Here is a 22,593-nt window from a genome sequence, read left to right as displayed (position 1 = left end):
TACCTGTCCCATGTTAACGGACGAGAGGGGAACGTGCGGATGAAAGTTTCCAATGTCACCTTGAGGCGCCGCCTCTTTCTAGCACTTGTCATCGTTCTGGTCGGTTTTGTCGCGCTTATCGTCCGGCTCGGCTATGTCCAGCTGGTCCGCGGCGGAGAGCTGTCGGCCAAGGCGGAGGACAACTGGAGGCGCGAAGTCGCATTCGCCCCCAACCGCGGGGATATTACGGACCGCAACGGCACGAAGCTGGCCTACAACGTCAGCTCGCCGACGATTGTCGCTATTCCGGTGCAGGTCAAGGACAAGGAAGGCACGGCAAAAACTCTCGCCCCCGTCCTCGGCATCTCGGAGACGAAGCTGCTCGGCTTGCTCAAGAAGAAGGCCATGAGCGTCATCATCAAGCCCGAGGGCCGCAAGATTTCCCTGGACAAGGCGCTGGAGATCAAGAAGCTCGGCTTGCCGGGCATCGTCGTCGCCGAGGACAACAAGCGCTATTATCCGTTCGGCGAGCTTGCGGCGAGCGTGCTCGGCATCACGGGGGTCGACGGCGGGCTTACCGGCATCGAGAAGAAATACGACGACAAGCTCAAGGGAGTCAAGGGCAGCATCTCCTATCTGTCCGACGCCAAAGGAGAGATGATGCCGGGCTCGTCGGACCGCTACCAGGCGCCGACGGACGGGCTGAATCTGGAGCTGACGATCGACAAGCAGATCCAGACGATCATGGAGCGGGAGCTCGACCAGGCCATGACCAAGTACAAGGCCAACGACGCCATCGCCATCGCGATGGATCCCAATACCGGAGAAGTGCTCGGAATGGCGAGCCGCCCGACCTTCGAGCCGGGCAATTACAATGCGTATCCGGCCGAAGTGTATAATCGGATCCTGCCGATATGGATGACCTACGAGCCTGGATCGACATTCAAGATCATCACCCTGTCCGCCGCTCTGGAGGAAGGCAAGGTCAATCTCAAGAACGAGCATTTCTTCGATCCGGGAGCGGTGGAGATCGGCGGCGCCAGGCTGCGCTGCTGGAAAAAAGGGGGACATGGAAGCCAGACTTTCCTTGAAGTGGTGCAGAATTCATGCAACCCGGGCTTCGTGGCGCTCGGCAATCGGCTTGGCAAAGAGACGCTGTTCAAGTATATTAAGGACTTCGGCTTCGGCGAGAAGACGGGCATCGATCTCGGAGGCGAGGAGAACGGCATCCTGTTCAAGCTGAGCCGGGTCGGGCCTGTAGAGCTCGCGACGACCGCATTCGGCCAAGGAGTATCGGTGACGCCGATCCAGCAGATCGCTGCGGTGTCCGCTGCCGTGAACGGCGGCACGCTGTATGAGCCTCATCTGGCCAAGGCATGGACCAATCCGGAGACCGGCAAGGTCGTGCAGGAAATCCAGCCTCAGCCGGTGCGCAAAGTCATCTCCGAGAAGACGAGCGCGCAGGTCCGCGAAGCGCTGGAGAGCGTCGTGGCGCTCGGCACGGGCGGCAACGCCTTCATCGACGGCTATCGCGTCGGCGGCAAGACGGGCACGGCCCAGAAGGTCATCAACGGCCGCTATTCTCCCAATGAGCATATCGTCTCGTTCATAGGCGTCGCTCCGGCCGACAATCCGAAGATCGTCGTGTACGTTGCGGTCGACAATCCGCAGGGCATCCAGTTCGGCGGCGTCGTAGCCGCGCCGATCGTGAGGAACATTCTGGAAGACTCCCTTCAATATATGGGTGTTCCCAAAAGCTCCGCCCAGATCGGCAAAAAGTACAAATACGGCGAGACTACGATCGTGACGGTCCCGAACATCGTCGGCAAAACCGTCTCCGACATCTACGAGGACATGAACATGAACTTCAACCTGAGCTCGGCCGGCAGCGGCAATACGGTCATCCGGCAGGCTCCGGCGGCCGGCGCCCGCGTCGACAAGGGCTCTACGATCCGGATCTATCTCGGCAGCGACGCCGACCTTCCCAGCGACGCGGATCCTCACGCCGATCATTGAGTCCCGTCAGACGATGCGAATGGTCGTGCAGAAGCGCGGGCGCTCGGCTTTGAAGCCCGGATTCCCCGTAACGAAACGAAGGCGCAAGGGAATCCGGGGTTCAGCAGCGGCCGTCACGATCAGCCCGCTCCGAAGGTTCAAGCGGACAACCGTTATGAAGCAAATAGAGAGGAGAAAGACTATGCGTTTGGAACAACTGGCATCGCAACTCATCACATCACGGCTCATCGGAGACGGCAGCGTCCCGATCTCGGGAATCGAGCATGATTCCAGGGAGGTCAAGCCCGGCAGCCTGTTCCTCTGTCTGCCCGGACATACCCAGGACGGACATGACTTCGCCGCTCAGGCGGTAGAGAAGGGAGCAGCCGCGCTTGTCGTGGAGAGGCGGCTCGATCTCGCCGTGCCTCAGCTGCTCGTGAACGACAGCCGGCTCGCCATGGCCGTTCTAGCGGATTATTTCTACGGACATGCCAGCCGCAAGCTGAAGGTCATCGGCGTCACGGGAACCAACGGCAAAACGACGACCACTTACCTGATCGAAAGCATCCTCGCTGACAGCGGCCAACGTCCCGGCGTCATCGGCACGATTGAAATGCGCTACGGAGGCCGTTCCTACCCGATGAGCCGGACGACGCCGGAGGCGCTCAACCTGCATCGCGACCTGGCCGCCATGCTGGAGGCCGGCTCGACGCATGCGGTGATGGAGGTTTCCTCCCATGCGCTCGAGCAAGGCAGGGTGAAGGGAGTCCGGTACCGCACCGCCATATTCACCAACCTGACGCAGGACCATCTGGACTATCACGGCACGATGGACGTGTACCGTGAAGCCAAGGGCCTGCTGTTCTCGCGTCTGGGCAATGAATACGGCTCCGGCGAGGAGAGCTACGCCGTGCTCAATGCCGACGATCCGGCTGCGGAGCGCTTCCGCGCGCTCACTTCCGCAGAAGTCGTCACCTACGGAGTCGAATCGAAAGCCGATGTGCGCGCTTCGGAGATCTCCATTGCGGCGGGAGGCACATCCTTCCATGTCGATACTTTCGCGGGCAGCGCCGACATCACGCTGCAGATGGTCGGCAAGTTCAACGTCTACAACGCGCTGGCAGCCCTTGCGGCCGGCCTGATCGAAGGCATCCCCCTGGAGGAGATCAAGGCCAGCCTTGAGCGCGTCTCCGGCGTTCCGGGCCGAGTGGAGTCGGTCAACGAAGGCCAGGACTTCGCCGTCGTCGTCGATTACGCCCATACGCCGGACGGGCTGGAGAACGTGCTGAAGGCCGTCAAGGAATTCGCCGGGCGCAAAATCATCTGCGTATTCGGCTGCGGGGGAGACCGCGACCGGACGAAACGTCCGATCATGGGAGAGATCGCTTCCCGCTATGCGGACTACACCATCGTCACTTCCGACAATCCGCGGACTGAAAACCCGGATACGATCCTGCTCGACATCGAGGTCGGGCTGCAGAAGGCGAGCGTCCCGCCAGACCGCTACGAGCTCCAGACGGACCGCCGGACCGCTATCGAAAAAGCGGTTGAAATGGCAAGCCCGGGAGATGTAGTATTGATTGCGGGCAAAGGCCATGAAACGTATCAGATCGTCGGGACCGTCTCGCATGACTTCGACGATCGCCTGGTCGCCCGAGATGCGATAAGGGGACTACGAAAATGATTACTCGGATGCTTAGCGAAATCGCAGCCATGAGCTCGGGCAGGCTCGGGCCTGGTTACATAGCTGCCGGCAATACGGCCGCCGCGCCGGGGGAATGGAGCGACCTGTCCATACGGGGCGTATACAGGGATTCCCGCGAGGCAGGCGAAGGCCGCTTGTTCGTCCCTTTGACCGGGGATAATTTCGACGGACATCACTATGCCGAAGCTGCGCTCGCCAACGGGGCTTTGGCTTCGTTCTGGCAAGAGGGCAGGGACATCCCGGCCGCGCTTGCCGGCAAGCCGCTCGTGCTGGTCGACGATCCGCTGGCCGCGCTGCAGCGTCTAGCCGCAGCTTACCGCAGCCAGCTCAAGACGGTCATTGTCGGCATTACCGGCAGCAACGGCAAAACGACGACCAAGGATATGGTAGCCGCTGCCTTGGGCTCTACGCTGCGGGTGCACAAAACGGCCGGCAATCTGAACAATCACATCGGATTGCCTCTTACCGTGCTGTCGCTCGCTGAAGACACGGAGGCGGCCGTGCTGGAAATGGGCATGAGCGGACTGCGCGAGATCGCCCTGCTGACGGGAATAGCACGTCCGGACATCGCGATCATTACGAATATCGGCGACGCCCACCTGCTGCAGCTCGGCTCGAGAGAGGCGATCGCCGAAGCCAAGCTTGAGATCGCCGAGGGCCTGAAGCCGGGCGGACTGCTGATCGTCAGCGCGGATGAGCCTCTGATCCGGGAACAGCTGAAGAAGACGGCTTTGCCGGAACATGCGGTCGTGCGGACGTTCGGCTCCTCTTCCAAGGCGGATTGGAGAGCGGCCGACATCAAGGTCGGCGCCGTATCGACTTCGTTCTCGGTGCAGAGCGGAGCCGCGGCGGCGTACTCGCCGGGCGGCAAGGCTGCCGCGCCGTCGTACCATGCGCTGCGCGTCGAGATTCCGGTTCCCGGCGTGCACAATGTCCATAACGCGCTGGCGGCCATCGCCGCAGCGGCGGCTTGCGGCATCCCGCCTGAAGCGGCTGCCGCAGGCCTTGCGTCGATGCAGCTGACGGGCATGCGCATCCAGCCGATGAAGGCGTCCAACGGGGCGCTCATCCTCAACGACGCCTACAACGCCAACCCGACCGCCGTCAGGGCGGCCGTCGATCTCGTAGCCGGGCTGTCCGGCTACCGCCGCAAATGGATCGTGCTGTCGGACATGCGAGAGCTCGGCGCGGCCGAAGAAGCCCTGCATCGCGAGACGGGCGCTTACATTACGCCGGACAAGGCGGACGCGGTTCTCACCTGCGGAGCCCTGTCCATCAATACTTCCGAAGGAGCGGCAGCTTCCTTCGGCTCGTCGGCCGCGGCTGCGGTGCGGCATTTCGACGACCAGGATTCCCTCATCGGCGCCCTTGCGGCCGAGCTTGATCCCCGCGATCTCGTGCTGGTGAAGGGATCCCGGACGATGCAAATGGAAAGGGTCGTAGAAGCGCTTCAGCGCTGACCTTGAGGGGGTGAAAGCATGGACATGCTGGTCATACTGATGACACTTGGCGTATCGTTTCTTCTAGCAGTTATACTCGGACCTCTGTTCATCCCCCTGCTGAGGCGGCTTAAGTTCGGACAGCAGGTGCGCACGGAAGGGCCTCAGAGCCATCTCAAAAAATCGGGAACGCCGACGATGGGCGGCATCATCATCATGCTCGCCATTCTCGTCGCTTTCCTGAAGTTCTCGGAGAAAACGACGGAATTCTGGGTGCTGCTCGTCGGCGCTCTCGGCTTCGGCCTGGTCGGATTCATGGATGATTACATCAAGATCGTGCTCAAGCGCTCGCTTGGCTTGACCGCCAGACAGAAGCTTGCCGGGCAGCTGCTCTTCAGCATCATCGTCTGCGTGCTGCTGCACCGGATGGGACAGAGCACGGAGATTGTCGTTCCCGGCACGGATTTCAGCTGGGATCTCGGATGGCTTTATTATCCGTTTGTCGTCATCATCTTTTTTGCCACGACCAATGCGGTCAACTTCACGGACGGAGTGGACGGCCTGCTGGCCGGGACGAGCGCGATCGCGGCAGGGGCGTTCACCATCATCGCGATGCAGGCGACGGAGCACGAGAGCGCCGTATTTTCGGCCGCGCTTGTCGGAGCCGCGCTTGGATTTCTTATTTTCAACGCGCATCCGGCCAAGGTGTTCATGGGCGATACCGGCTCGCTCGGGATCGGCGGAGGCCTCGCGGCAGTCGCGATCCTGACCAAGACGGAGATTCTGCTCATTCTGATCGGCGGCGTATTCGTCCTCGAGATGATCTCGGTCATTCTCCAGGTCGGCTCGTTCAAGCTCCGGGGCGGCAAGCGGATATTCCGCATGAGCCCGATCCACCATCATTTCGAGCTGTCGGGATGGTCGGAATGGAAGGTCGTTACGGTATTCTGGACGGCCGGACTCGTGCTGGCTGCTGCCGGTCTCGTTCTATACCGGGTCACCGGAGGCTGACGAACCGCTGCTGCCGCCCTTAACGGGAAGCGAATGCCGGACGCAGCATAGCTACAAGTGCCGCCGGGCGTTCGGAACCTTCTCTCTCCATGAGGATGAGGCCGTTCGCTTGGCGTTTTCTTTTCCTTCGGAAGAGACGCGGAGCCGGCGGCGCACGAACGCATCGGACCCGTTGTGCCGCATGACTGCGGCCCTGAACATTGTTGAACTGCAGCCTATTGTTTTCATCCATTCGAAAAGACTCCGTCCGGCAACGGACGGCATAGCCGTTGGGCTCGATAAAAGGAGAGATTGGCATGAATCACCCGTCCACATACCGGGATCGCCGCGTCGTCGTGCTCGGCTTGGCGCGCAGCGGAGCCGCGGTCGCCAGGCTGTTCCACCGCCTCGGAGCGAATGTAACGGTCAATGACCGCAAGCCTGCGGAAGAGAGTCCCGAAGCCGCCGAGCTGGCCGCGCTCGGAATCGAAGTCATCTGCGGGCATCATCCCGACGATCTGGTCGACGCTCAGACGGCTCTGCTCGTGAAGAATCCGGGCATTCCGTACAACGCTCCGCCTGTCGCCGCGGCGCTTGCGCTGGGCGTCGAGGTCGTGACCGAGGTCGAGGTGGCGGGCCTGCTGTCGCCGGCGCCGATCATCGGCATTACCGGCAGCAACGGCAAAACGACGACGACGACCTGGATCGGCCGCATGCTGGAGGCGGCCGGCCGGCGCCCGATCGTCGCGGGCAACATCGGCCGGCCTCTGTGCGAGGCGGCAGAAGAAGCGGATGCAGGCAATGTACTCGTCGCCGAGCTCAGCAGCTTCCAGCTGAAGGGCACGAGCAGCTTCCGGCCGCAGGTCGGCCTGCTGCTGAATATCGCGGAGACGCATCTGGATTATCATGGCTCGATGGACGACTACGTCGCCTCCAAAGCGAAATTGTTCGCGAACCAGACGGAGCAGGATACAGCCGTGCTGAATGCCGACGACCCGGCTTGCGCGGCGATCGAAGCCGGCCTGAAGTCGCGCCTGATTCCGTTCTCGCTCTATCGCAGGCTCGAGAGCGGCGTCTGCATCGAGCCTCCTTACGAAGCCGCCGGTGCGCCGGACAACGCCGGCGAGCCGGAGCGGATGATCGTATACCGCAGCGGGGACGGGACTGAGCAGGCCATACTCGCCGTCCGGGAGCTCGGCGTTCCGGGAAGGCATAACGCGGGGAACGCGCTGGCCGCCGTCGCCGCGTGCATCGCGATCGGCGTCGAGCCGGCCTTGCTGGCGGCTCCTCTCCGATACTTCGGGGGCGTGGAGCATCGTCTCGAGTTCGTGCTCGAAGCAGCGGGAGTCCGCTACTACAACGACTCCAAAGCGACGAACCCGGTCGCAACGCTCATGGCGACCGGATCGTTTCAGCAGCCCTTGATCCTGATCGCGGGCGGACTCGACCGCGGCTCCGACTACATGGAGCTGCTGCCGCTGTTCGGATCCGGCAAGATCAAGGGGCTCGTCCTGATCGGCGAGACCCGCGGCAAGCTCGCGCGGGTGGCGGAGCTGGCGGGTATGGCGAATGTGGCGGTGGTCGATGCTGAAGGTGACGCCGAATCCGCCATCCGCCAAGCGACGGAAGCCGCAGCCCGGCTCGCTTCGCCGGGAGACGCAGTCCTGCTCTCGCCGGCTTGCGCGAGCTGGGACATGTTCCCTTCCTATGAAGACCGCGGGCGCATGTTTAAGGAATCGGCGCATACCTTGTAAGTAGGGGGCTTGTCCCTACTTTCCCATGCCTGAGGTGGTGCGTCATGCCCAAAGTCCGGTCGGCTCCGGACGTATGGCTAGTCGGAGCGATAGCATTGATTCTTTCCCTTGGACTCGTCATGGTCTACAGCGCAAGCGCGGTCCGTGCGTTCCAGGAATTCGGCGATCCCTACTATTTCGTCAAGCGCCAGGCGATCTTTGCCGTTCTCGGCATCGGAGCCCTGATCTTCACGATGAACGCCGACTATCATGTCTGGAAAAAATACGCGAAGCCGGTCCTGCTGATCTGCTTCGGGCTGCTGGTCCTAGTGCTTATTCCCGGCGTCGGCGTCGTTCGCGGCGGCGCCCGCAGCTGGCTCGGCATCAGCTCCTTCGGCATTCAACCGTCGGAGTTCATGAAGCTCGGCATGATTCTGTTCCTCGCCAAGCTGATGTCCGACAACCAGCAGCGGATCACGCTGTTCGCCAAAGGACTGCTGCCGCCGCTCGCTCTCATGGGAACGGCCTTCGGCATGATCATGCTGCAGCCGGATCTCGGGACGGGCAGCGTCATGATGGGCGCTTCGCTGCTCGTGCTGTTCGTCGCGGGAGCCCGGCTGAAGCATCTCGGCGGACTGGCGATGATCGGGGCGGCGGGATTCGTCGGCCTCATCCTGGCGGCGCCTTACCGGCTCAAGCGGATCACGTCGTTCCTGGATCCTTGGCAGGATCCGCTCGGCGCCGGCTACCAGATCATCCAGTCCCTGTATGCGATCGCCCCGGGCGGGCTTGTCGGCCTCGGCCTCGGCATGAGCCGGCAGAAGTACAGCTACCTGCCTGAGCCGCAGACCGACTTCATTTTCTCGATCCTGGCGGAGGAGCTCGGCTTCATCGGGGGAGGCGCTATGATCTTCCTGTTCCTGATCCTGGTCTGGAGAGGGATGCGGGCAGCCATCTATGCCCCGGATACGTTCGGCAGCCTGCTGGCGGCAGGCATTACCGGCATCGTCGCCGTGCAGGTGCTGATCAACATCGGCGTCGTCATCGGCCTCATGCCGGTCACAGGCATCACGCTGCCGCTCGTCAGCTACGGCGGATCTTCTTTGACTCTGCTTTTGACCGCACTAGGAATTTTGCTCAATATATCCCGTTACTCGAGGTGAACATCATGCGAATCGTACTGACCGGCGGAGGAACCGGGGGGCATATCTATCCCGCCCTGGCCATCGGCAAGCAGATGCAGCAGGAAGAGCCTCGGACGGAGCTGCTCTATATCGGCACGAGCCGCGGGCTTGAGAGCCGGATCGTGCCGGAGGCGGGAGTGCGCTTCGAAGCGGTGGAAATCACCGGCTTCAGGCGCAAGCTGTCGGTCGAGAACGTCAGGACCGTCATCCGCTTCATGAAGGGGGTCAGCCAGTCCAAGGAGCTGCTGAAGGCTTTCAAGCCCGACGCGGTCGTAGGGACCGGCGGTTATGTATGCGGGCCCGTCATGTATGCAGCCGCGAGGCTCGGCATTCCGACGCTCGTCCATGAGCAGAATGCCATTCCAGGGCTGACCAACAAGTTTTTGTCCCGTTACGCCGATTGCGTGGCGGTAAGCTTCGAAGCTTCGACCGCTTCATTCGGCAAGGCGAAGCGCACCGTCTATGCCGGCAACCCATGCGCTTCCCATGTCGTCAGGGCGAGCCGCAGCAAAGGCTACGCTTCGCTCGGCATCGCCGAGGGGAGCCGCATCGTGCTCGTCGTAGGCGGCAGCAGGGGGGCGCAGGCCATCAATGACGCGATGGTCGCCATGGCGCCGGCCGCGGCCCGCTCCAGAGCCGTCCATTATGTTTTTGTCACCGGAGAAAGCTATTACGAACGCACCTCCGCGGCCATCAAGGAGGCGGCGCCAGGCATCACCAATCATCTTCATGTCCTGCCTTATCTCCATAACATGCCCGAGGTGCTGGCTGCTTCCACGCTGGTCGTCGGGCGAGCCGGCGCATCGTCGCTGGCCGAGCTGACGGCGCTTGGATTGCCGTCCATCTTAATTCCGTCGCCAAATGTGACGAATAACCATCAGGAAGCCAACGCCCGCAGTCTCGCAGACGCGGGGGCGGCCGAGCTGGTGCTTGAGCGTGAACTCAGCGGTGACGGCCTATGGAGCCGCATCGAAGCGATATTGCAGGACAGCGCCGGACTGCAGCGGATGAAGGAGGCGGCGCGGAAGCTCGGCATGCCGGGCTCCGCTTCGATCCTGACTGCGGAACTGCGAAGGCTGGCAAAGAAATAAGAGGCAAGAAGCGGGCGCGGGCGGGCTCCTGTCACCATAGAGCCCGGGAAGGCATAGAATATCAGCATAATCGTGTCCGTCACCTAAGGGCGGCCGGTTACCGCATTCCTATAGGGAATGCGGGCATTCACCGAAGCCCGCGAGGGCTTCGGGCTGCAGCCTGACAGCCTTGCCCCGCCTTGAACACCGCGAATGAAGGAGGAACACCATGAAAGCTTGGATGCAAGAGCTGGAAGAAGCCCATGTGGGCGAGATCAGCCAGCAGGTCCCGCTCTCGACGCTGACGACGTGGAGAATCGGCGGACCCGCCGATGCCTTGGTTGTCCCGAGCGGCAAGGAAGAGCTGGCAAGAACGATTCGCATTCTGCGCAGGCACGAAGTGCCCTGGATGACGCTTGGAAAGGGTTCCAACATGCTCGTCTCGGACAAAGGAATCCGCGGCGTCGTCATCAAGCCGGGGTCTGCGCTGGACTTCGCGGAATTCGATGGCCCGCTCGTGCGTGCCGGAGCCGCGTATCCGTTCGTCACGCTTGCAGTTAAAGCCGGCAGGAAAGGGCTGACGGGACTGGAATTCGCCGGGGGAATTCCAGGCACGGTAGGCGGTGCCGTCTATATGAATGCGGGAGCCCATGGATCCGATGTGTCGCGTATTTTCAAATCAGCCGACATCGTGCTGGAGACAGGGGAATTGGTGACGTGGGGACCGGAGGAGATGAAGTTCTCCTACCGCCATTCGAGACTGCAGGAGGAAGCAAGCCGCGGCATCGTCGTGGAAGCCGTCTTCGAGCTGGAGAGCGGAGAGGCCGGAGAGATCACGTCTGCGATGGCTGCTCACAAAGATCGGCGCAGAGCCACGCAGCCGCTGAATCAGCCGAGCTGCGGAAGCGTCTTCCGCAATCCTCCGGGCACTTATGCCGCGAAGCTGATCGAAGAAGCCGGGCTCAAAGGCTATTCGGTAGGCGGAGCCCAGGTGTCGACCTTGCACGCCAATTTCATTGTCAACACCGGCCAGGCTGCGGCTGAAGACGTCCTCACCCTGATCGCCCATATTCGCGGCACGGTCAAGGACCGTACCGGCATTGACTTGAAGCCGGAAGTATTGGTGGTGGGTGAGCGGTAACTTGGAGGTGTAGGTTTGGACAAATTGGTGATTGAAGGCGGGCAACCTCTCTCAGGAACCATTGCTATCCAAGGGGCGAAAAACGCAGCTCTGCCGATCCTGGCAGGCAGCATGCTCGCCAGCGGCACGGTCGTGATCGATTCGGTGCCGCAGCTGCTCGATATAGAAGTCATGCTGCACATCTTGCAGGAGCTCGGTTGCCGCGCGGAACATGTCGGCGACACCGTCACGATCAATACGGCGACGGCATACCAGGCCCATATCCCCGAAAAGCTGATGGGGCAGATGCGTTCCTCCATTTTCCTGATGGGGCCACTGCTCGCCCGATTCGGGGAAGTCCATCTCTACCAGCCTGGCGGCTGCGCGATCGGAGAGCGGAAGATCGATCTTCATCTCGAAGGGCTGCGATCGCTGGGCGCCGAGATCGAAGAATATGGGGATCGGATTTCCTGCCGGGCGGAGAAGCTGCACGGAGCGGATATCCATCTCAGCCTTCCCAGCGTAGGCGCAACGGAGAACATCATGATGGCCGCTGCGCTCGCAGAGGGCAGAACGACGATCACGGGAGCTGCCAGGGAGCCGGAAATCCAGGATCTTCAGCATTTCCTCAACGCTATGGGCGCGCGCATTATCGGAGCGGGGACGGATACGATTACGATTGAAGGGGTCGAGTCGCTAACTCCATGCCGCTATCGGGTCATTCCGGACCGGATCGTGGCCGGCACCGTCATGGTGGCTGCCGCTGCGACCAAAGGAAAGGTTACGCTGACGAACACGAGGCCGGCGCATCTGTCCTCCCTGATCCATGTGCTCCGCCGCACCGGAGTCGGCATCGGAATCGAGGGGGACGCCATCACCGTCGGAACGTCTGCAAGGCCGAAGGCGGTCGAGCGGATCGTCACTTCCCCCTATCCGGCCTTCCCTACGGATCTTCAATCGCAGGTGATGGTGCTGCTTGCTCTGGCCGACGGCACGAGCATTATGAAGGAAACGATTTTCGAGGGCCGCTTCAAGCATGTCGAAGAGCTCTGCCGCATGGGAGCGGATATCCGCGTCGATCTGAACGCGGCCGTCATCAGGGGCGTATCCAGGCTGTACGGGGCAACGGTGGAAGCGACGGACCTGCGGGCCGGCGCCGCTCTCGTCATCGCCGGCCTCGCAGCCAACGGGCGCACAGTCGTCGAGCAGGTGCATCATATCGACCGCGGCTACGACAGCATCGAATCGATGCTTGCGCGGCTTGGGGCACGGATTGTCCGCAGCGCGCCGGTGCCCGACAACGGAGCCGTCCCGGGCTGATCTTCAAGGGATTTCCCGTGCCGGCGCTTCTGCCCATGGAACATGGATCATTGGAACGAAATGTGCTGCCGCAAAACGGCTCTCCGCACGGGCGGAGAGCGTTTCGCGGCTGAAGGAGGGACAAGCTTGGCTGAATTGATCCCGATCTTGAAGGAGCCGCCGCCGAAGCGGAGGAGCAACCGGAAGCTGGTCTTCATCCTGGTGCTTCTATTCCTAATTTTATTATCGATCCTTTTCTTTAATTCCTCGATGAGCAAGGTCAGCGTCGTGACGGTCGAAGGCGAGCAGTTCACGACGGAAGCGCGGATCCACGAGGCGGCAAGCGTTCGTGCCGGAGACGCCTTCTTCGGCACTCTCTCCTCCAGCGTGGAGAACCGGATCCGGAAGCTCGGCTCGGTCAAGGAAGTCAAGGTGGCCAAAACCTTTCCCGGACAGATCAAGATCACGGTCGAGGAATATCCGCCGGTAGCATTCGAGCTCGCTGCGAACGGCCAGCTGAGCGCCATATTGGCGAGCGGCTCGATCGTCCAGGCCGACCAGGCGAAAGCCGTCGTGGACAAGCCGGTCCTGTCGGGGTGGAAGAAGGACGACACCGTGAAGGGCCAGCTGTGCAAGCAGCTTGCCTTGATCGACCCTGCCGCGCTCGGCAATCTATCGGAAATCATGCCTTCTCCGACCGAATCCTATCCGGACCGGATCCGCATCTACACTCGCAACGGATTCGAAGTCATTACGGCCGCGTCCTTGCTCAAGGATAAGATCGACACGCTGAATTCGGTCGTCGAAGAGCGGGATCCCGGCCGGGTCACGCTGCTGCTTGCGGATACCTATTCGCCGTTCCAGCAAGCCGCGGGCAGCTCGGAGGACGCTGGACCATGAAGCAAAGCCGCTTGGCTCCCGCTCTTTTATTTCGTCCTAAAGAATGGTAGAATTTAAGATATGGCATTTTTCCTGGATGATTATGCCTTGAGTCCCTCGGCCGGCCATCTCCGCTGCGGCTTCGGACTCGCTTCCGGCTAGCGGCGAGGGCGTCAAGACGGCCGCCCTTGATTCCTTTTTTTTCTTTGCTGGGTTGAATTGGCAGGCGAAAAAAATGTAGAAAAAAGAGGGAAAATATTAACTGTGTTGAATATGTAGGATCAGATTAAAAAGGAATACCGATAAATGCGACCCGAAACGGAGGTGCCGCGGAATTGGGCAATAACGACATCATTGTCAGTTTGGACATCGGTACATCCAAGGTTCGAGTTATTATTGGCGAAGTGACAGGCGGAGCCATTAATATAATTGGAGTTGGATCGTCCGACTCGGAAGGCATCCGAAAGGGAGCCATTGTAGACATCGACCAGACCGTCAAGTCGATCCGCAACGCGGTCGAGCATGCGGAGAGAATGGTCGACATTCAAATTTCGGAAGTGTACGTAGGCATTCAAGGAAACCATATCGCGCTGCAGAGCAATCACGGCGTCGTGGCTGTTTCCAACGAGGATCGCGAGATCGGAGAGGAAGACATCGAACGCGTGCTGCAGGCGGCCAAGGTCGTGGCGCTGCCCCCGGAACGCGAAATCATCAATCTCGTGCCCAAGCAGTATTTGGTCGACGGACTTGAAGGCATTTCGGATCCGCGCGGCATGATCGGCGTCCGTCTCGAAGTGGAATCCACCATCGTGACCGGAGCGAAGACGGCCATACATAATCTGATCCGCTGCGTGGAGAAGGCAGGGCTGCACATCTCCGGCATCATCCTGATGTCGCTGGCGTCCGGCATGATGTCCCTCAGCAAGGATGAGAAGTCGATGGGAACGGCCATCGTCGACATCGGCGCCGGCTCCACCACTCTGTCGATCTTCGATCAGGGCGGGCTTGCTGCCACGTCGACGCTGCCGGTCGGAGGGGAATTCGTCACCAACGACATTTCCTACGGCCTGCGCACGCAGACGGAGCAAGCGGAGAAGATCAAGCTCAAGTACGGCTGCGCATCCGTGTACGACGCTGCGGAGGACCAGCGCTTCAAGGTGACGCGGCTCGGCTCCAACGTCGAGAAGGAATTCTCCCAGGTCGATCTGGCGAACATCATCGAGCCGCGCATGGCCGAGATCTTCTACATGATCCGCCAGGAAGTCCGCCGTTTGGGCTATGCCCAAAAAATCCAGGGCTACGTGCTCACCGGAGGCACAGTGAACTTGCCGGGCACGCTGACCGTTGCGCAGCAGGAACTGGAATCTTCCGTCCGCATCGCTGTCCCGGACTTCATCGGCGTACGCGACCCTGCCTTCGGCAGCGGAGTCGGAATGATTCAATATGTGAGCAAGCATATGACGATTCGCAATTCGGGAGCGGTCAAGAAGCAGGCAAGCCGCAAGACGGGAACCGCAGCCCCCGCTAAACCCGGCATGATTGAACGAATCAAGAACATGTTCAGCGAATTCATCTGATCGGGGGAAATAGAATGTTGGAGTTCGATATTGACTTGGAACAACTGGCACAAATTAAAGTCATCGGTGTCGGGGGCGGCGGCAGCAATGCGGTGAACCGGATGATCGACAACGGAGTGAAGGGCGTGGAGTTCATTACGGTGAACACCGATGCCCAGGCGCTCCACCTTGCCAAGGCGGAGCATAAGCTTCAGATCGGCGACAAGCTTACGCGCGGCCTCGGAGCCGGCGCGAATCCGGAGGTCGGCAAGAAAGCGGCCGAGGAGTCCCGCGATCTCGTCGCCGCCACGCTCAAAGGCGCGGACATGGTGTTCGTGACCGCCGGCATGGGCGGCGGCACCGGTACCGGCGCCGCTCCCGTCATCGCCGAAATCGCCCGCGAATGCGGTGCTCTGACGGTCGGCGTCGTGACCCGTCCGTTCACCTTCGAGGGCCGCAAGCGCTCGAACCAGGCCGAGCACGGCATCGAGGCGCTGAAGGAAAAGGTCGACACGCTGATCATCATTCCGAACGACCGCCTGCTTGAGATCGTCGACAAGAAGACGCCGATGCTCGAGGCGTTCCGCGAAGCCGACAACGTGCTTCGCCAGGCCGTGCAGGGCATTTCCGACCTGATCAAGGTTCCGGGCCTCATCAATCTCGACTTCGCGGACGTGAAGACGATCATGACCGAGCGCGGCTCCGCCCTCATGGGCATCGGCATCGCGACCGGCGAGAACCGCGCGACCGAAGCGGCCCGCAAGGCGATCCAGAGCCCGCTGCTCGAAACGTCGATCGACGGAGCGCGCGGCGTCATCATGAACATCACCGGCGGCACGAACCTGTCGCTGTACGAGGTGAACGAAGCGGCCGAGATCGTCATCGAGGCTTCCGATCCGGAGGTCAACATGATCTTCGGCGCGATCATCGACGAGGATTTCAAGGACGAGATCAAGGTGACCGTCATCGCGACAGGCTTCGAGCACAAGGCGGCGCCTGTTCAGCCGGCCCGCCGCCCGCAGACCCAAAGCCATGGAGCCGCTCCCGAGCCTCAAGAGCAGCGCGCCCCTCAGCCTAGCGCCAAGCCGTTCACCAATACGCCGAGCGACCAGCTGGAGATTCCCGCTTTCCTGCGCAACAACCGCCCGCGCGGCGACCGCTGATCCGCACTCCTATCAAGACCGCATCTTCCTACGGAAGATGCGGTCTTTTTCTATGCCTGAAACCGACAAGCGTCCCGGCCATCTCTGTCAAAGCCTTGTTCATCTCCATTTTATCGAGGTCGAAAAGGGGAGAATCAGCTCCGCCGCGCCTCACAGCTTCCGACAAAATTAGTTGCGGCGGCGCGCCAGGTTTAGACAGACATTGTGCTTGGCGCTGCACTATACTTGTTTCTATCGTTCCCCGGCTTGCTCTGTTGGCAGAGCCGGACGGTGCCGAAGGGTTGATGATCGGCTGGGTCAGGATCGCCCCGAACGAGCCGGGTGGACAGGAGGTGGCTTCAGCTGGCCGTATACGTCGATGTGCTGTTTCTCAAGGAGCTGATGGTGGACGGCTCCATGCTGCTGCTCACTGCCTGGGTGCGCGGAATCAAGGCCAAGCCGTGGCGGGTATTGACCGCTGCAGCCATCGGCGGGATCTATGTGACCTTGATGCTTTTTCCGCCGCTGTCCATGCTGTTTACCGTCATCGTCAAGGCGGCTATATCGCTGATTATAATCGCGGTCGCCTTCGGTTATGCCGATACCCGCAGCTTTGCCCGTCATGTGGGAACGTTTTACGCAGTCAATTTCGTAGCGGCTGGCGCCGTTCTCGGCATCTACTATTTTCTTATGCAAGGATCCGGAAAAGTATGGAGGACGATGACGCTGCTGCGGCATGGAGTCGCATTCGAAGTGCAGATGGGCGGCGTATACGCGATCAGCTTCCTATGCATCGGCTTGTACGTCTTCCGCAGCGTCGTCAGCGGACGAAGGCAGAAGGAGCTGGTGCTGACTCATCTGGCTGAAGTATCCGTCATCATCGGCGGCAAGGAGCATCGCTGCACCGGCCTCGTGGATACGGGCAACCAGCTCTACGACCCGCTCTCCCGGACACCGGTCATGGTGATGGAAGCCTCGCTGTGGGAGGACGAGATCCCTCCCGGCTGGATGCAGGGAATCCGGGATTCCCAGGTGGACCGGCTGATCGCGGGGCTTGGACAAGAGGAGTTTCCTTGGCAGGACCGCTTGCGGCTCGTCCCCTACCGCGGAATCAACAAAGGGACGCAGTTCATGCTCGCCGTCAAGCCGGATACAGTCGTCATCGTAAGAGAAGGGCAGCGGAGCGAATCGAGCAAAGTGCTCATCGGACTGGATGGAGGCAAGCTGGCAGCTGACGGCTCTTACCGCGCTATCATCCACCCTTCGCTGGTGGAGCATCGGGCCGGCTGACCAACAAAAGAGGAGATGGGGACTACAATGGTTAAATTCCGGCTGAATATGCAGTTGTTCTATTACCGCCTGCTGTTTTTGCTCGGGCTGAAAAGCCAGGAAATTTATTATATCGGCGGCAGTGAAGCGCTTCCTCCCCCGCTTACGCGCGAAGAGGAGGAGTACCTGCTCGAGAGGCTTCCGTCCGGGGACAGCGCGATCCGAGCCATGCTCATCGAGCGCAACCTGCGGCTTGTCGTCTACATCGCCCGCAAGTTCGAGAATACCGGCATCCACATCGAGGATCTGGTGTCGATCGGAGCCATAGGCCTTATCAAGGCCGTCAATACGTTCGATCCCGAAAAGAAGATCAAGCTGGCTACGTACGCTTCGCGCTGCATCGAGAATGAGATTCTGATGTTCCTGCGCCGCAACAGCAAGACGAGGACGGAGGTATCGTTCGACGAGCCGCTGAACATCGACTGGGACGGCAACGAGCTGCTGCTCTCGGACGTGCTCGGCACCGAGAACGACACGATCTACCGGAACATCGAGGAGCAGGTCGACCGCAAGCTGCTGCACAAGGCGCTCGACAAGCTCACGGAGCGGGAGCGCATCATCATGGAGCTGCGCTTCGGGCTTGCCGACGGGGAAGAGAAGACGCAGAAGGATGTCGCCGATCAGCTCGGAATCTCGCAATCCTATATTTCCCGCCTCGAGAAGCGGATCATCAAGCGACTGCGCAAGGAATTCAACAAAATGGTCTGATGTGCAGGCAGCGGCCTGGAGCAAACCAAAAGCCGGCCTCTCCATGGGAGGGGCCGGCTTTTGACTGCTGAGCGGCCGGAAGGAAAGGCTGAAGCGGGAGCCTCAGGAAAGGCCGAGCGCGCAGCGGGCGGCATGGATGCCGCTGGCCGCCGCCTGGGAGAGGGAATGGGTCGAGCCGGAGCAGTCTCCGATCGCATACAGCCCTTCCACTTCCGTCTGGAAGCGGCAGTCGACCGCCAGCCTGGGAGCATAGAATTTGCCGTCAAGCGCATAGAGAAGCGTATCGCCGTCAAGACGTTCGCCGAGCAGCCGCTCCAGCGCGGCCAGGAATTCCATGGCGGCTCGCACGTACAGCTCCGGCAGCTCCTCGGCCAGGTTTCCCGGATCCGCCTCGATCGACGGCCTGATCCTGTTGGAGCGGATGCCTTCGTGGCTGGTGGAACGTCCGCGGCGGAGATCGTCCAGCCTTTGGACGGCCAGGCGATCCCCGCCCCGGTTGACCTTCCCCAGCACTTGGCGGGCGCATGCATCGGCATCCTGCAGCGTTGGGAAGAGGCGCGGAACGAACAGGGTGAAATTGAGGTTAGAGCTTTTGCTTCCTTGTTCCTTGAAGTTCTGGCCATCGGCCATGACGAGGCCCTCCTGATGCTTGCGGATGATGCGGCCGCTTGGATTCATGCAATAGGTTGTCGCCGAGAAACCGTCACCGTCATATCGCAGCTTGGTCTCGAACGTTTCCTGAAGAATGGAATCCAGCTGCCCTCCAACCATTTCCAGCCGGATGCCGAGATCCAGCCGGGTCTGCCTCGCCTCCAGGCCGAGCGTCGGAAGCATTTGCTCCAGCCAGCCGGCGCCGCTGCGTCCCGTGGCGAGAAACACCTTTTTCGATGACAAGGTCCTTCCATCCGAAAGGAGAAGGTTGAAGCCTCCTGTTTCCTTGTCCAGCGAGACGACCTCGGTCTGAAAGCTGAAGTCCGCCCATGCCGACAGAGCTTCATAGAACCCGTCCAGCACTTGCCGCGACAAGCGGGTGCCCAAATGGCGGACGGTGGAGCTGAGCAGCTTCAAGCCGCCGGCTTCCGCCCTGGCGGCAAGGCTGCTGCTGTGCGTCCGGTAAGGAACGGCTGCGGCGGCTCCGTACAGGCACAGGATGCGGTCGACCTCGTCCATCCGTTCCATCGCGAGCCGTACGCCGAGCAGCGCTTCCAGCTCGCCGCCGAAGTCGGTCGTGAAATTGTATTTTCCTTCGGACCGGCCCAGGCCGCCGAATCCGATGTAAGCTTCGCAGGCGTCGCACTGGCAGCTGCCTCCCCGCTCCAGCGGGCAGCTTCGTTCCCTCGGCGGCTTTCCTTTGTCCGCCACCAGCACCTTGAGTTCAGGCGCGGCCTCCATAAGGGCGTGGGCGGCGAAGATGCCGGCGACTCCGGCTCCAATGATCGTGACATCATACATAAATGAACGCTCTCCTTTATGCTTTCATTTTAGCATGGGAACAGGCCTTCGAACATGTTGCGGCGCCGGAGCGAGGGAGGGAAGGTTTGAATAAAGCCAAAAAAGGGTTTGACCCTGAGAATGACTATCAATTAGTATAGAGTTTATACAGAATTTTGTATCAAAACCAACCGGAAAAGAGTGAAGACATGCTCCGCCGATTTTTCTCTCACTACCGCCCGTTTCTGGGCCTCTTCATCCTTGACTTCACCTGCGCCGTCGTCGCCGGCCTGCTCGAGCTCGCATTTCCGGTCGCGGTCCAGCAGTTCATCAACAAGCTGCTCCCGAGCGGCGACTGGCAGCTGATCGTCTGGGCGTGCGTCGGCCTGCTGGCGATCTATGCGATGAACACGGTGCTGAATTATGTCGTCAACTACTGGGGGCATATGCTCGGCATCAACATCGAGACGGAGATGCGGCGCAAGCTGTTCGCGCATGTGCAGAAGCTGAGCTTCCGCTTCTTCGACAACAACAAGACCGGCCATCTCATCGGAAGAATGACCAACGACCTGACCGAGGTCGGCGAGGTCGCGCATCACGGGCCGGAGGATGTATTCATCGCCATCATGACGCTGCTGGGCTCGTTTGCCCTGATGGCCTACATCAATCTGGAGCTGGCGCTGCTCACGTTCGTCATCGTGCCGATCATGGCCTGGCTCGTCATCTTCTTCGGCCGCCGGATGGGCTCAACCTATGGCCGGCTGTTCGGCAATGTCGGCAGCTTCAACGCCCGCATCGAGGACAATGTCGGCGGCATCCGCGTCGTGCAGTCTTTTGCCAACGAGGAGCATGAGAACAAGCTGTTCGCCGTCGACAACCAGAACTTCCGCACGACGAAGCTGATGGCCTACAAGACGATGTCCAAGAGCATCAGCATCACGTACATGCTCATGCGCCTGATCACGATCTTCGTCATGATCGCGGGAGCGTGGTTCATGATCGAAGGCCGGATCAACCTCGGCGACTTCATGGCGTTCATCCTGCTGTCGAACGTCTTCTTCAAGCCGATCGAGAAGATCAACGCGGTCATCGAGAGCTATCCGAAGGGGATCGCCGGCTTCAAGCGGTATTGCGAGATCATGGACACGGATCCCGATATCCAGGACAAGCCGGGCGCCGCCGAGCTGAAAAACGTCAGCGGCGGCATCGAATTCAGCCATGTCTCCTTCGGCTATGAGCCGGATCGTCCGATTCTGAACGATATCAGCCTCCGCATCAAGCCGGGAGAGACGGTCGCCTTTGTCGGTCCGTCCGGAGCCGGCAAGACGACGATCTGCAGCCTGCTGCCGCGTTTCTACGAGGTGGAAGGAGGCTCGATCAAGGTGGACGGCAAGGACATCCGGGACGTGAAGCTGGAGTCGCTGCGCCGCCAGATTGGCATCGTGCAGCAGGACGTCTTCCTGTTCTCCGGCACGATCCGCGAGAATATCGCCTATGGCAACCTGCAGGCGAGCGAAGAGGAAATCTGGGAAGCGGCGCGCCGCGCGTCGCTGGACGAGCTGATCCGCAGCATGCCGGAAGGGATGGACACCGTCATCGGCGAGCGCGGCGTGAAGCTGTCCGGCGGACAGAAGCAGCGCATGTCCATCGCGCGCATGTTCCTCAAGAACCCGCCGATCCTCATCCTGGACGAAGCGACCTCGGCTCTCGACACCGAGACGGAGGCGGCCATCCAGGCCGCGCTGGCGGAGCTGTCCGTCGGACGCACGACGCTGGTCATCGCGCACCGGCTGAGCACGGTCCGCAATGCCGACCGCATCGTCGTCGTGAGCAAGGACGGCATCGCGGAGCAGGGCAAGCATCAGGAGCTGATCGCCGCGGGAGGCATCTACAGCCGCCTGCATGTGGCCCAAGCGAGCCAGGCCTAGAACAAGGGGGACCCGAGACCGAGCCAGCTGCCGCGAGGCGCTGAAAGGATGACAAGGAGGAGACGAGCCATGAAAGCGAACTGCACGATTCTCGACGACTATCAGGAAGCGGCTTTGAACTATGGGGATTGGAGCCGCCTGGACGACAGGATCGAGCTGTCGGTGCTGACGGAGCATTATGACAGCGAGGACGAGCTGGCGGAGATGCTGAAGGACGAGGAAATTGTCGTCATCATGCGGGAGCGGACGCCGTTCCGGGAATCGCTGCTGGCGCGGCTGCCGAAGCTGAGGCTGCTCGTGACGACGGGCATGCGCAACGCTTCCGTGGACCTTGAAGCGGCCGGACGGCTCGGCATCGCGGTCAGCGGCACTCGCGGCAGCTCGGAGGCGCCGATCGAGCTGACCTGGGCGCTGCTGCTCGGCCTGGCGCGGCATGTCCGCGTCGAGAGCGACGCCTTCCGCAGCGGCGGTCCTTGGCAGAGCACCGTCGGCAGCGACCTGAACGGCCGGACCCTCGGCCTGCTCGGGCTCGGCAAGATCGGAACCCGCGTAGCCGAGATCGGGCGGGCATTCGGGATGAATATGCTGGCGTGGAGCCAGAACCTCACCGAGGAGCGGGCGGCTCAGGCCGGCGTCCGTCTGGCGGATTCCAAGGAAGCGTTGCTGAAGGAGAGCGATTATGTGTCCGTGCATCTCGTCCTGAGCGACCGGACCCGCGGCTTGCTGGGCGCGGAGGAGCTGGCGCTCATGAAGCCGACCGCCTTCCTGGTCAATACGTCCCGGGCGGGCATCGTCGACCAGGAGGCGCTGCTGTCAGCCTTGAAGGAAGAGAGGATCGCAGGCGCGGGGCTGGATGTCTTCGACGTCGAGCCGCTGCCGGAGGACCATCCTTACCGGACGCTGCCGAACGTGCTGGCGACGCCGCATATCGGCTACGTGACGGAGAGCAACTATCGGCTGTACTTCGAGGATGCGGTGGAGGACATCGAGGCGTATTTGGCGGGCAGTCCGATTCGCCCGGTTCAGCCCTACAAGGGCTGATCGGACCGGGCCTGCCTGCATGAATCAACATGCGGCGATGGCCAAGGCTCGATGCCTTGATTCCG

At 61.2% G+C, this 22,593-nt stretch carries 17 protein-coding genes; 16 read left to right on the top strand and 1 reads right to left on the bottom strand.

The annotated features are described in order from the left end of the window. Positions 1-39 precede the first annotated feature (39 nt). The 14 genes from AC06G8_RS14330 to sigE all read left to right on the top strand — a co-directional run bounded on the left by AC06G8_RS14330 (position 40) and on the right by sigE (position 18,128). Complete coding sequence (locus AC06G8_RS14330) at positions 40-1,995, top strand: stage V sporulation protein D (protein WP_447661430.1); 1,956 nt, start codon at positions 40-42, stop codon at positions 1,993-1,995. Positions 1,996-2,176: 181 nt separating this feature from the next. Next, on the top strand, positions 2,177-3,658 hold the full coding sequence (locus tag AC06G8_RS14325) for a UDP-N-acetylmuramoyl-L-alanyl-D-glutamate--2,6-diaminopimelate ligase (RefSeq protein ID WP_480283131.1): 1,482 nt from the start codon (positions 2,177-2,179) through the stop codon (positions 3,656-3,658). Continuing rightward, positions 3,655-5,139, top strand: coding sequence for a UDP-N-acetylmuramoyl-tripeptide--D-alanyl-D-alanine ligase (locus AC06G8_RS14320; RefSeq protein WP_480283130.1), 1,485 nt, complete (start codon positions 3,655-3,657; stop codon positions 5,137-5,139). The genes AC06G8_RS14325 and AC06G8_RS14320 overlap by 4 nt, the downstream gene beginning before the upstream one ends. 18 nt (positions 5,140-5,157) lie before the next feature. Then, positions 5,158-6,129, top strand: a complete 972-nt coding sequence (gene mraY, locus AC06G8_RS14315) for a phospho-N-acetylmuramoyl-pentapeptide-transferase (protein ID WP_447661427.1) — start codon at positions 5,158-5,160, stop codon at positions 6,127-6,129. 296 nt (positions 6,130-6,425) lie between these two features. Continuing rightward, positions 6,426-7,862 (top strand): UDP-N-acetylmuramoyl-L-alanine--D-glutamate ligase, encoded by a 1,437-nt coding sequence (gene murD, locus AC06G8_RS14310; RefSeq protein WP_480283129.1) that lies wholly within the window; start codon positions 6,426-6,428, stop codon positions 7,860-7,862. A gap of 44 nt (positions 7,863-7,906) precedes the next feature. Beyond that, positions 7,907-9,004 (top strand): stage V sporulation protein E, encoded by a 1,098-nt coding sequence (gene spoVE, locus AC06G8_RS14305; RefSeq protein WP_447661425.1) that lies wholly within the window; start codon positions 7,907-7,909, stop codon positions 9,002-9,004. Between the two features lie 5 nt (positions 9,005-9,009). Next, positions 9,010-10,116 carry an undecaprenyldiphospho-muramoylpentapeptide beta-N-acetylglucosaminyltransferase gene (gene murG, locus AC06G8_RS14300; RefSeq protein WP_447661424.1) on the top strand — a complete coding sequence of 369 codons (1,107 nt, stop codon included), beginning with the start codon at positions 9,010-9,012 and terminating at the stop codon, positions 10,114-10,116. A gap of 208 nt (positions 10,117-10,324) precedes the next feature. Then, positions 10,325-11,236, top strand: coding sequence for a UDP-N-acetylmuramate dehydrogenase (gene murB, locus AC06G8_RS14295; protein ID WP_447661423.1), 912 nt, complete (start codon positions 10,325-10,327; stop codon positions 11,234-11,236). 15 nt (positions 11,237-11,251) lie between these two features. After that, positions 11,252-12,535, top strand: a complete 1,284-nt coding sequence (gene murA / locus AC06G8_RS14290; RefSeq protein WP_447661422.1) for a UDP-N-acetylglucosamine 1-carboxyvinyltransferase — start codon at positions 11,252-11,254, stop codon at positions 12,533-12,535. A gap of 126 nt (positions 12,536-12,661) precedes the next feature. Continuing rightward, positions 12,662-13,414 (top strand): cell division protein FtsQ/DivIB, encoded by a 753-nt coding sequence (locus tag AC06G8_RS14285; protein WP_447661421.1) that lies wholly within the window; start codon positions 12,662-12,664, stop codon positions 13,412-13,414. A 314-nt stretch (positions 13,415-13,728) separates the two neighbouring features. After that, the gene (ftsA, locus tag AC06G8_RS14280; protein ID WP_048749943.1) at positions 13,729-14,970 is read left to right on the top strand and encodes a cell division protein FtsA; all 1,242 of its coding nucleotides are present in this window, start codon (positions 13,729-13,731) and stop codon (positions 14,968-14,970) included. A gap of 14 nt (positions 14,971-14,984) precedes the next feature. Beyond that, positions 14,985-16,112 carry a cell division protein FtsZ gene (ftsZ, locus tag AC06G8_RS14275; protein ID WP_447661420.1) on the top strand — a complete coding sequence of 376 codons (1,128 nt, stop codon included), beginning with the start codon at positions 14,985-14,987 and terminating at the stop codon, positions 16,110-16,112. A gap of 321 nt (positions 16,113-16,433) precedes the next feature. Next, positions 16,434-17,381 (top strand): sigma-E processing peptidase SpoIIGA, encoded by a 948-nt coding sequence (gene spoIIGA, locus AC06G8_RS14270; RefSeq protein ID WP_447661419.1) that lies wholly within the window; start codon positions 16,434-16,436, stop codon positions 17,379-17,381. A gap of 27 nt (positions 17,382-17,408) precedes the next feature. Beyond that, the gene (gene sigE, locus AC06G8_RS14265; protein ID WP_076354877.1) at positions 17,409-18,128 is read left to right on the top strand and encodes an RNA polymerase sporulation sigma factor SigE; all 720 of its coding nucleotides are present in this window, start codon (positions 17,409-17,411) and stop codon (positions 18,126-18,128) included. A 102-nt stretch (positions 18,129-18,230) separates the two neighbouring features. Here sigE and AC06G8_RS14260 read toward each other — a convergent pair whose 3' ends face one another. Next, a complete protein-coding gene (locus AC06G8_RS14260; protein ID WP_447661418.1) occupies positions 18,231-19,580 on the bottom strand; it encodes an NAD(P)/FAD-dependent oxidoreductase in 1,350 nt (449 codons plus the stop codon). 188 nt (positions 19,581-19,768) lie between these two features. On the opposite strand from AC06G8_RS14260, the gene AC06G8_RS14255 reads away from it, so the two are divergent. Further along, on the top strand, positions 19,769-21,487 hold the full coding sequence (locus AC06G8_RS14255) for an ABC transporter ATP-binding protein (RefSeq protein ID WP_447661417.1): 1,719 nt from the start codon (positions 19,769-19,771) through the stop codon (positions 21,485-21,487). A gap of 69 nt (positions 21,488-21,556) precedes the next feature. Next, positions 21,557-22,528: a D-2-hydroxyacid dehydrogenase family protein gene (locus AC06G8_RS14250; protein ID WP_447661416.1), complete on the top strand. Its 972-nt coding sequence runs from the start codon at positions 21,557-21,559 to the stop codon at positions 22,526-22,528. Positions 22,529-22,593 lie beyond the last annotated feature (65 nt).

Source organism: Paenibacillus sp. SJS-P3, assembly GCF_056711585.1.
The sequence above is the reverse complement of the archived record's forward strand: the minus strand, read 5'-3'. Positions and strand labels throughout refer to the sequence as shown.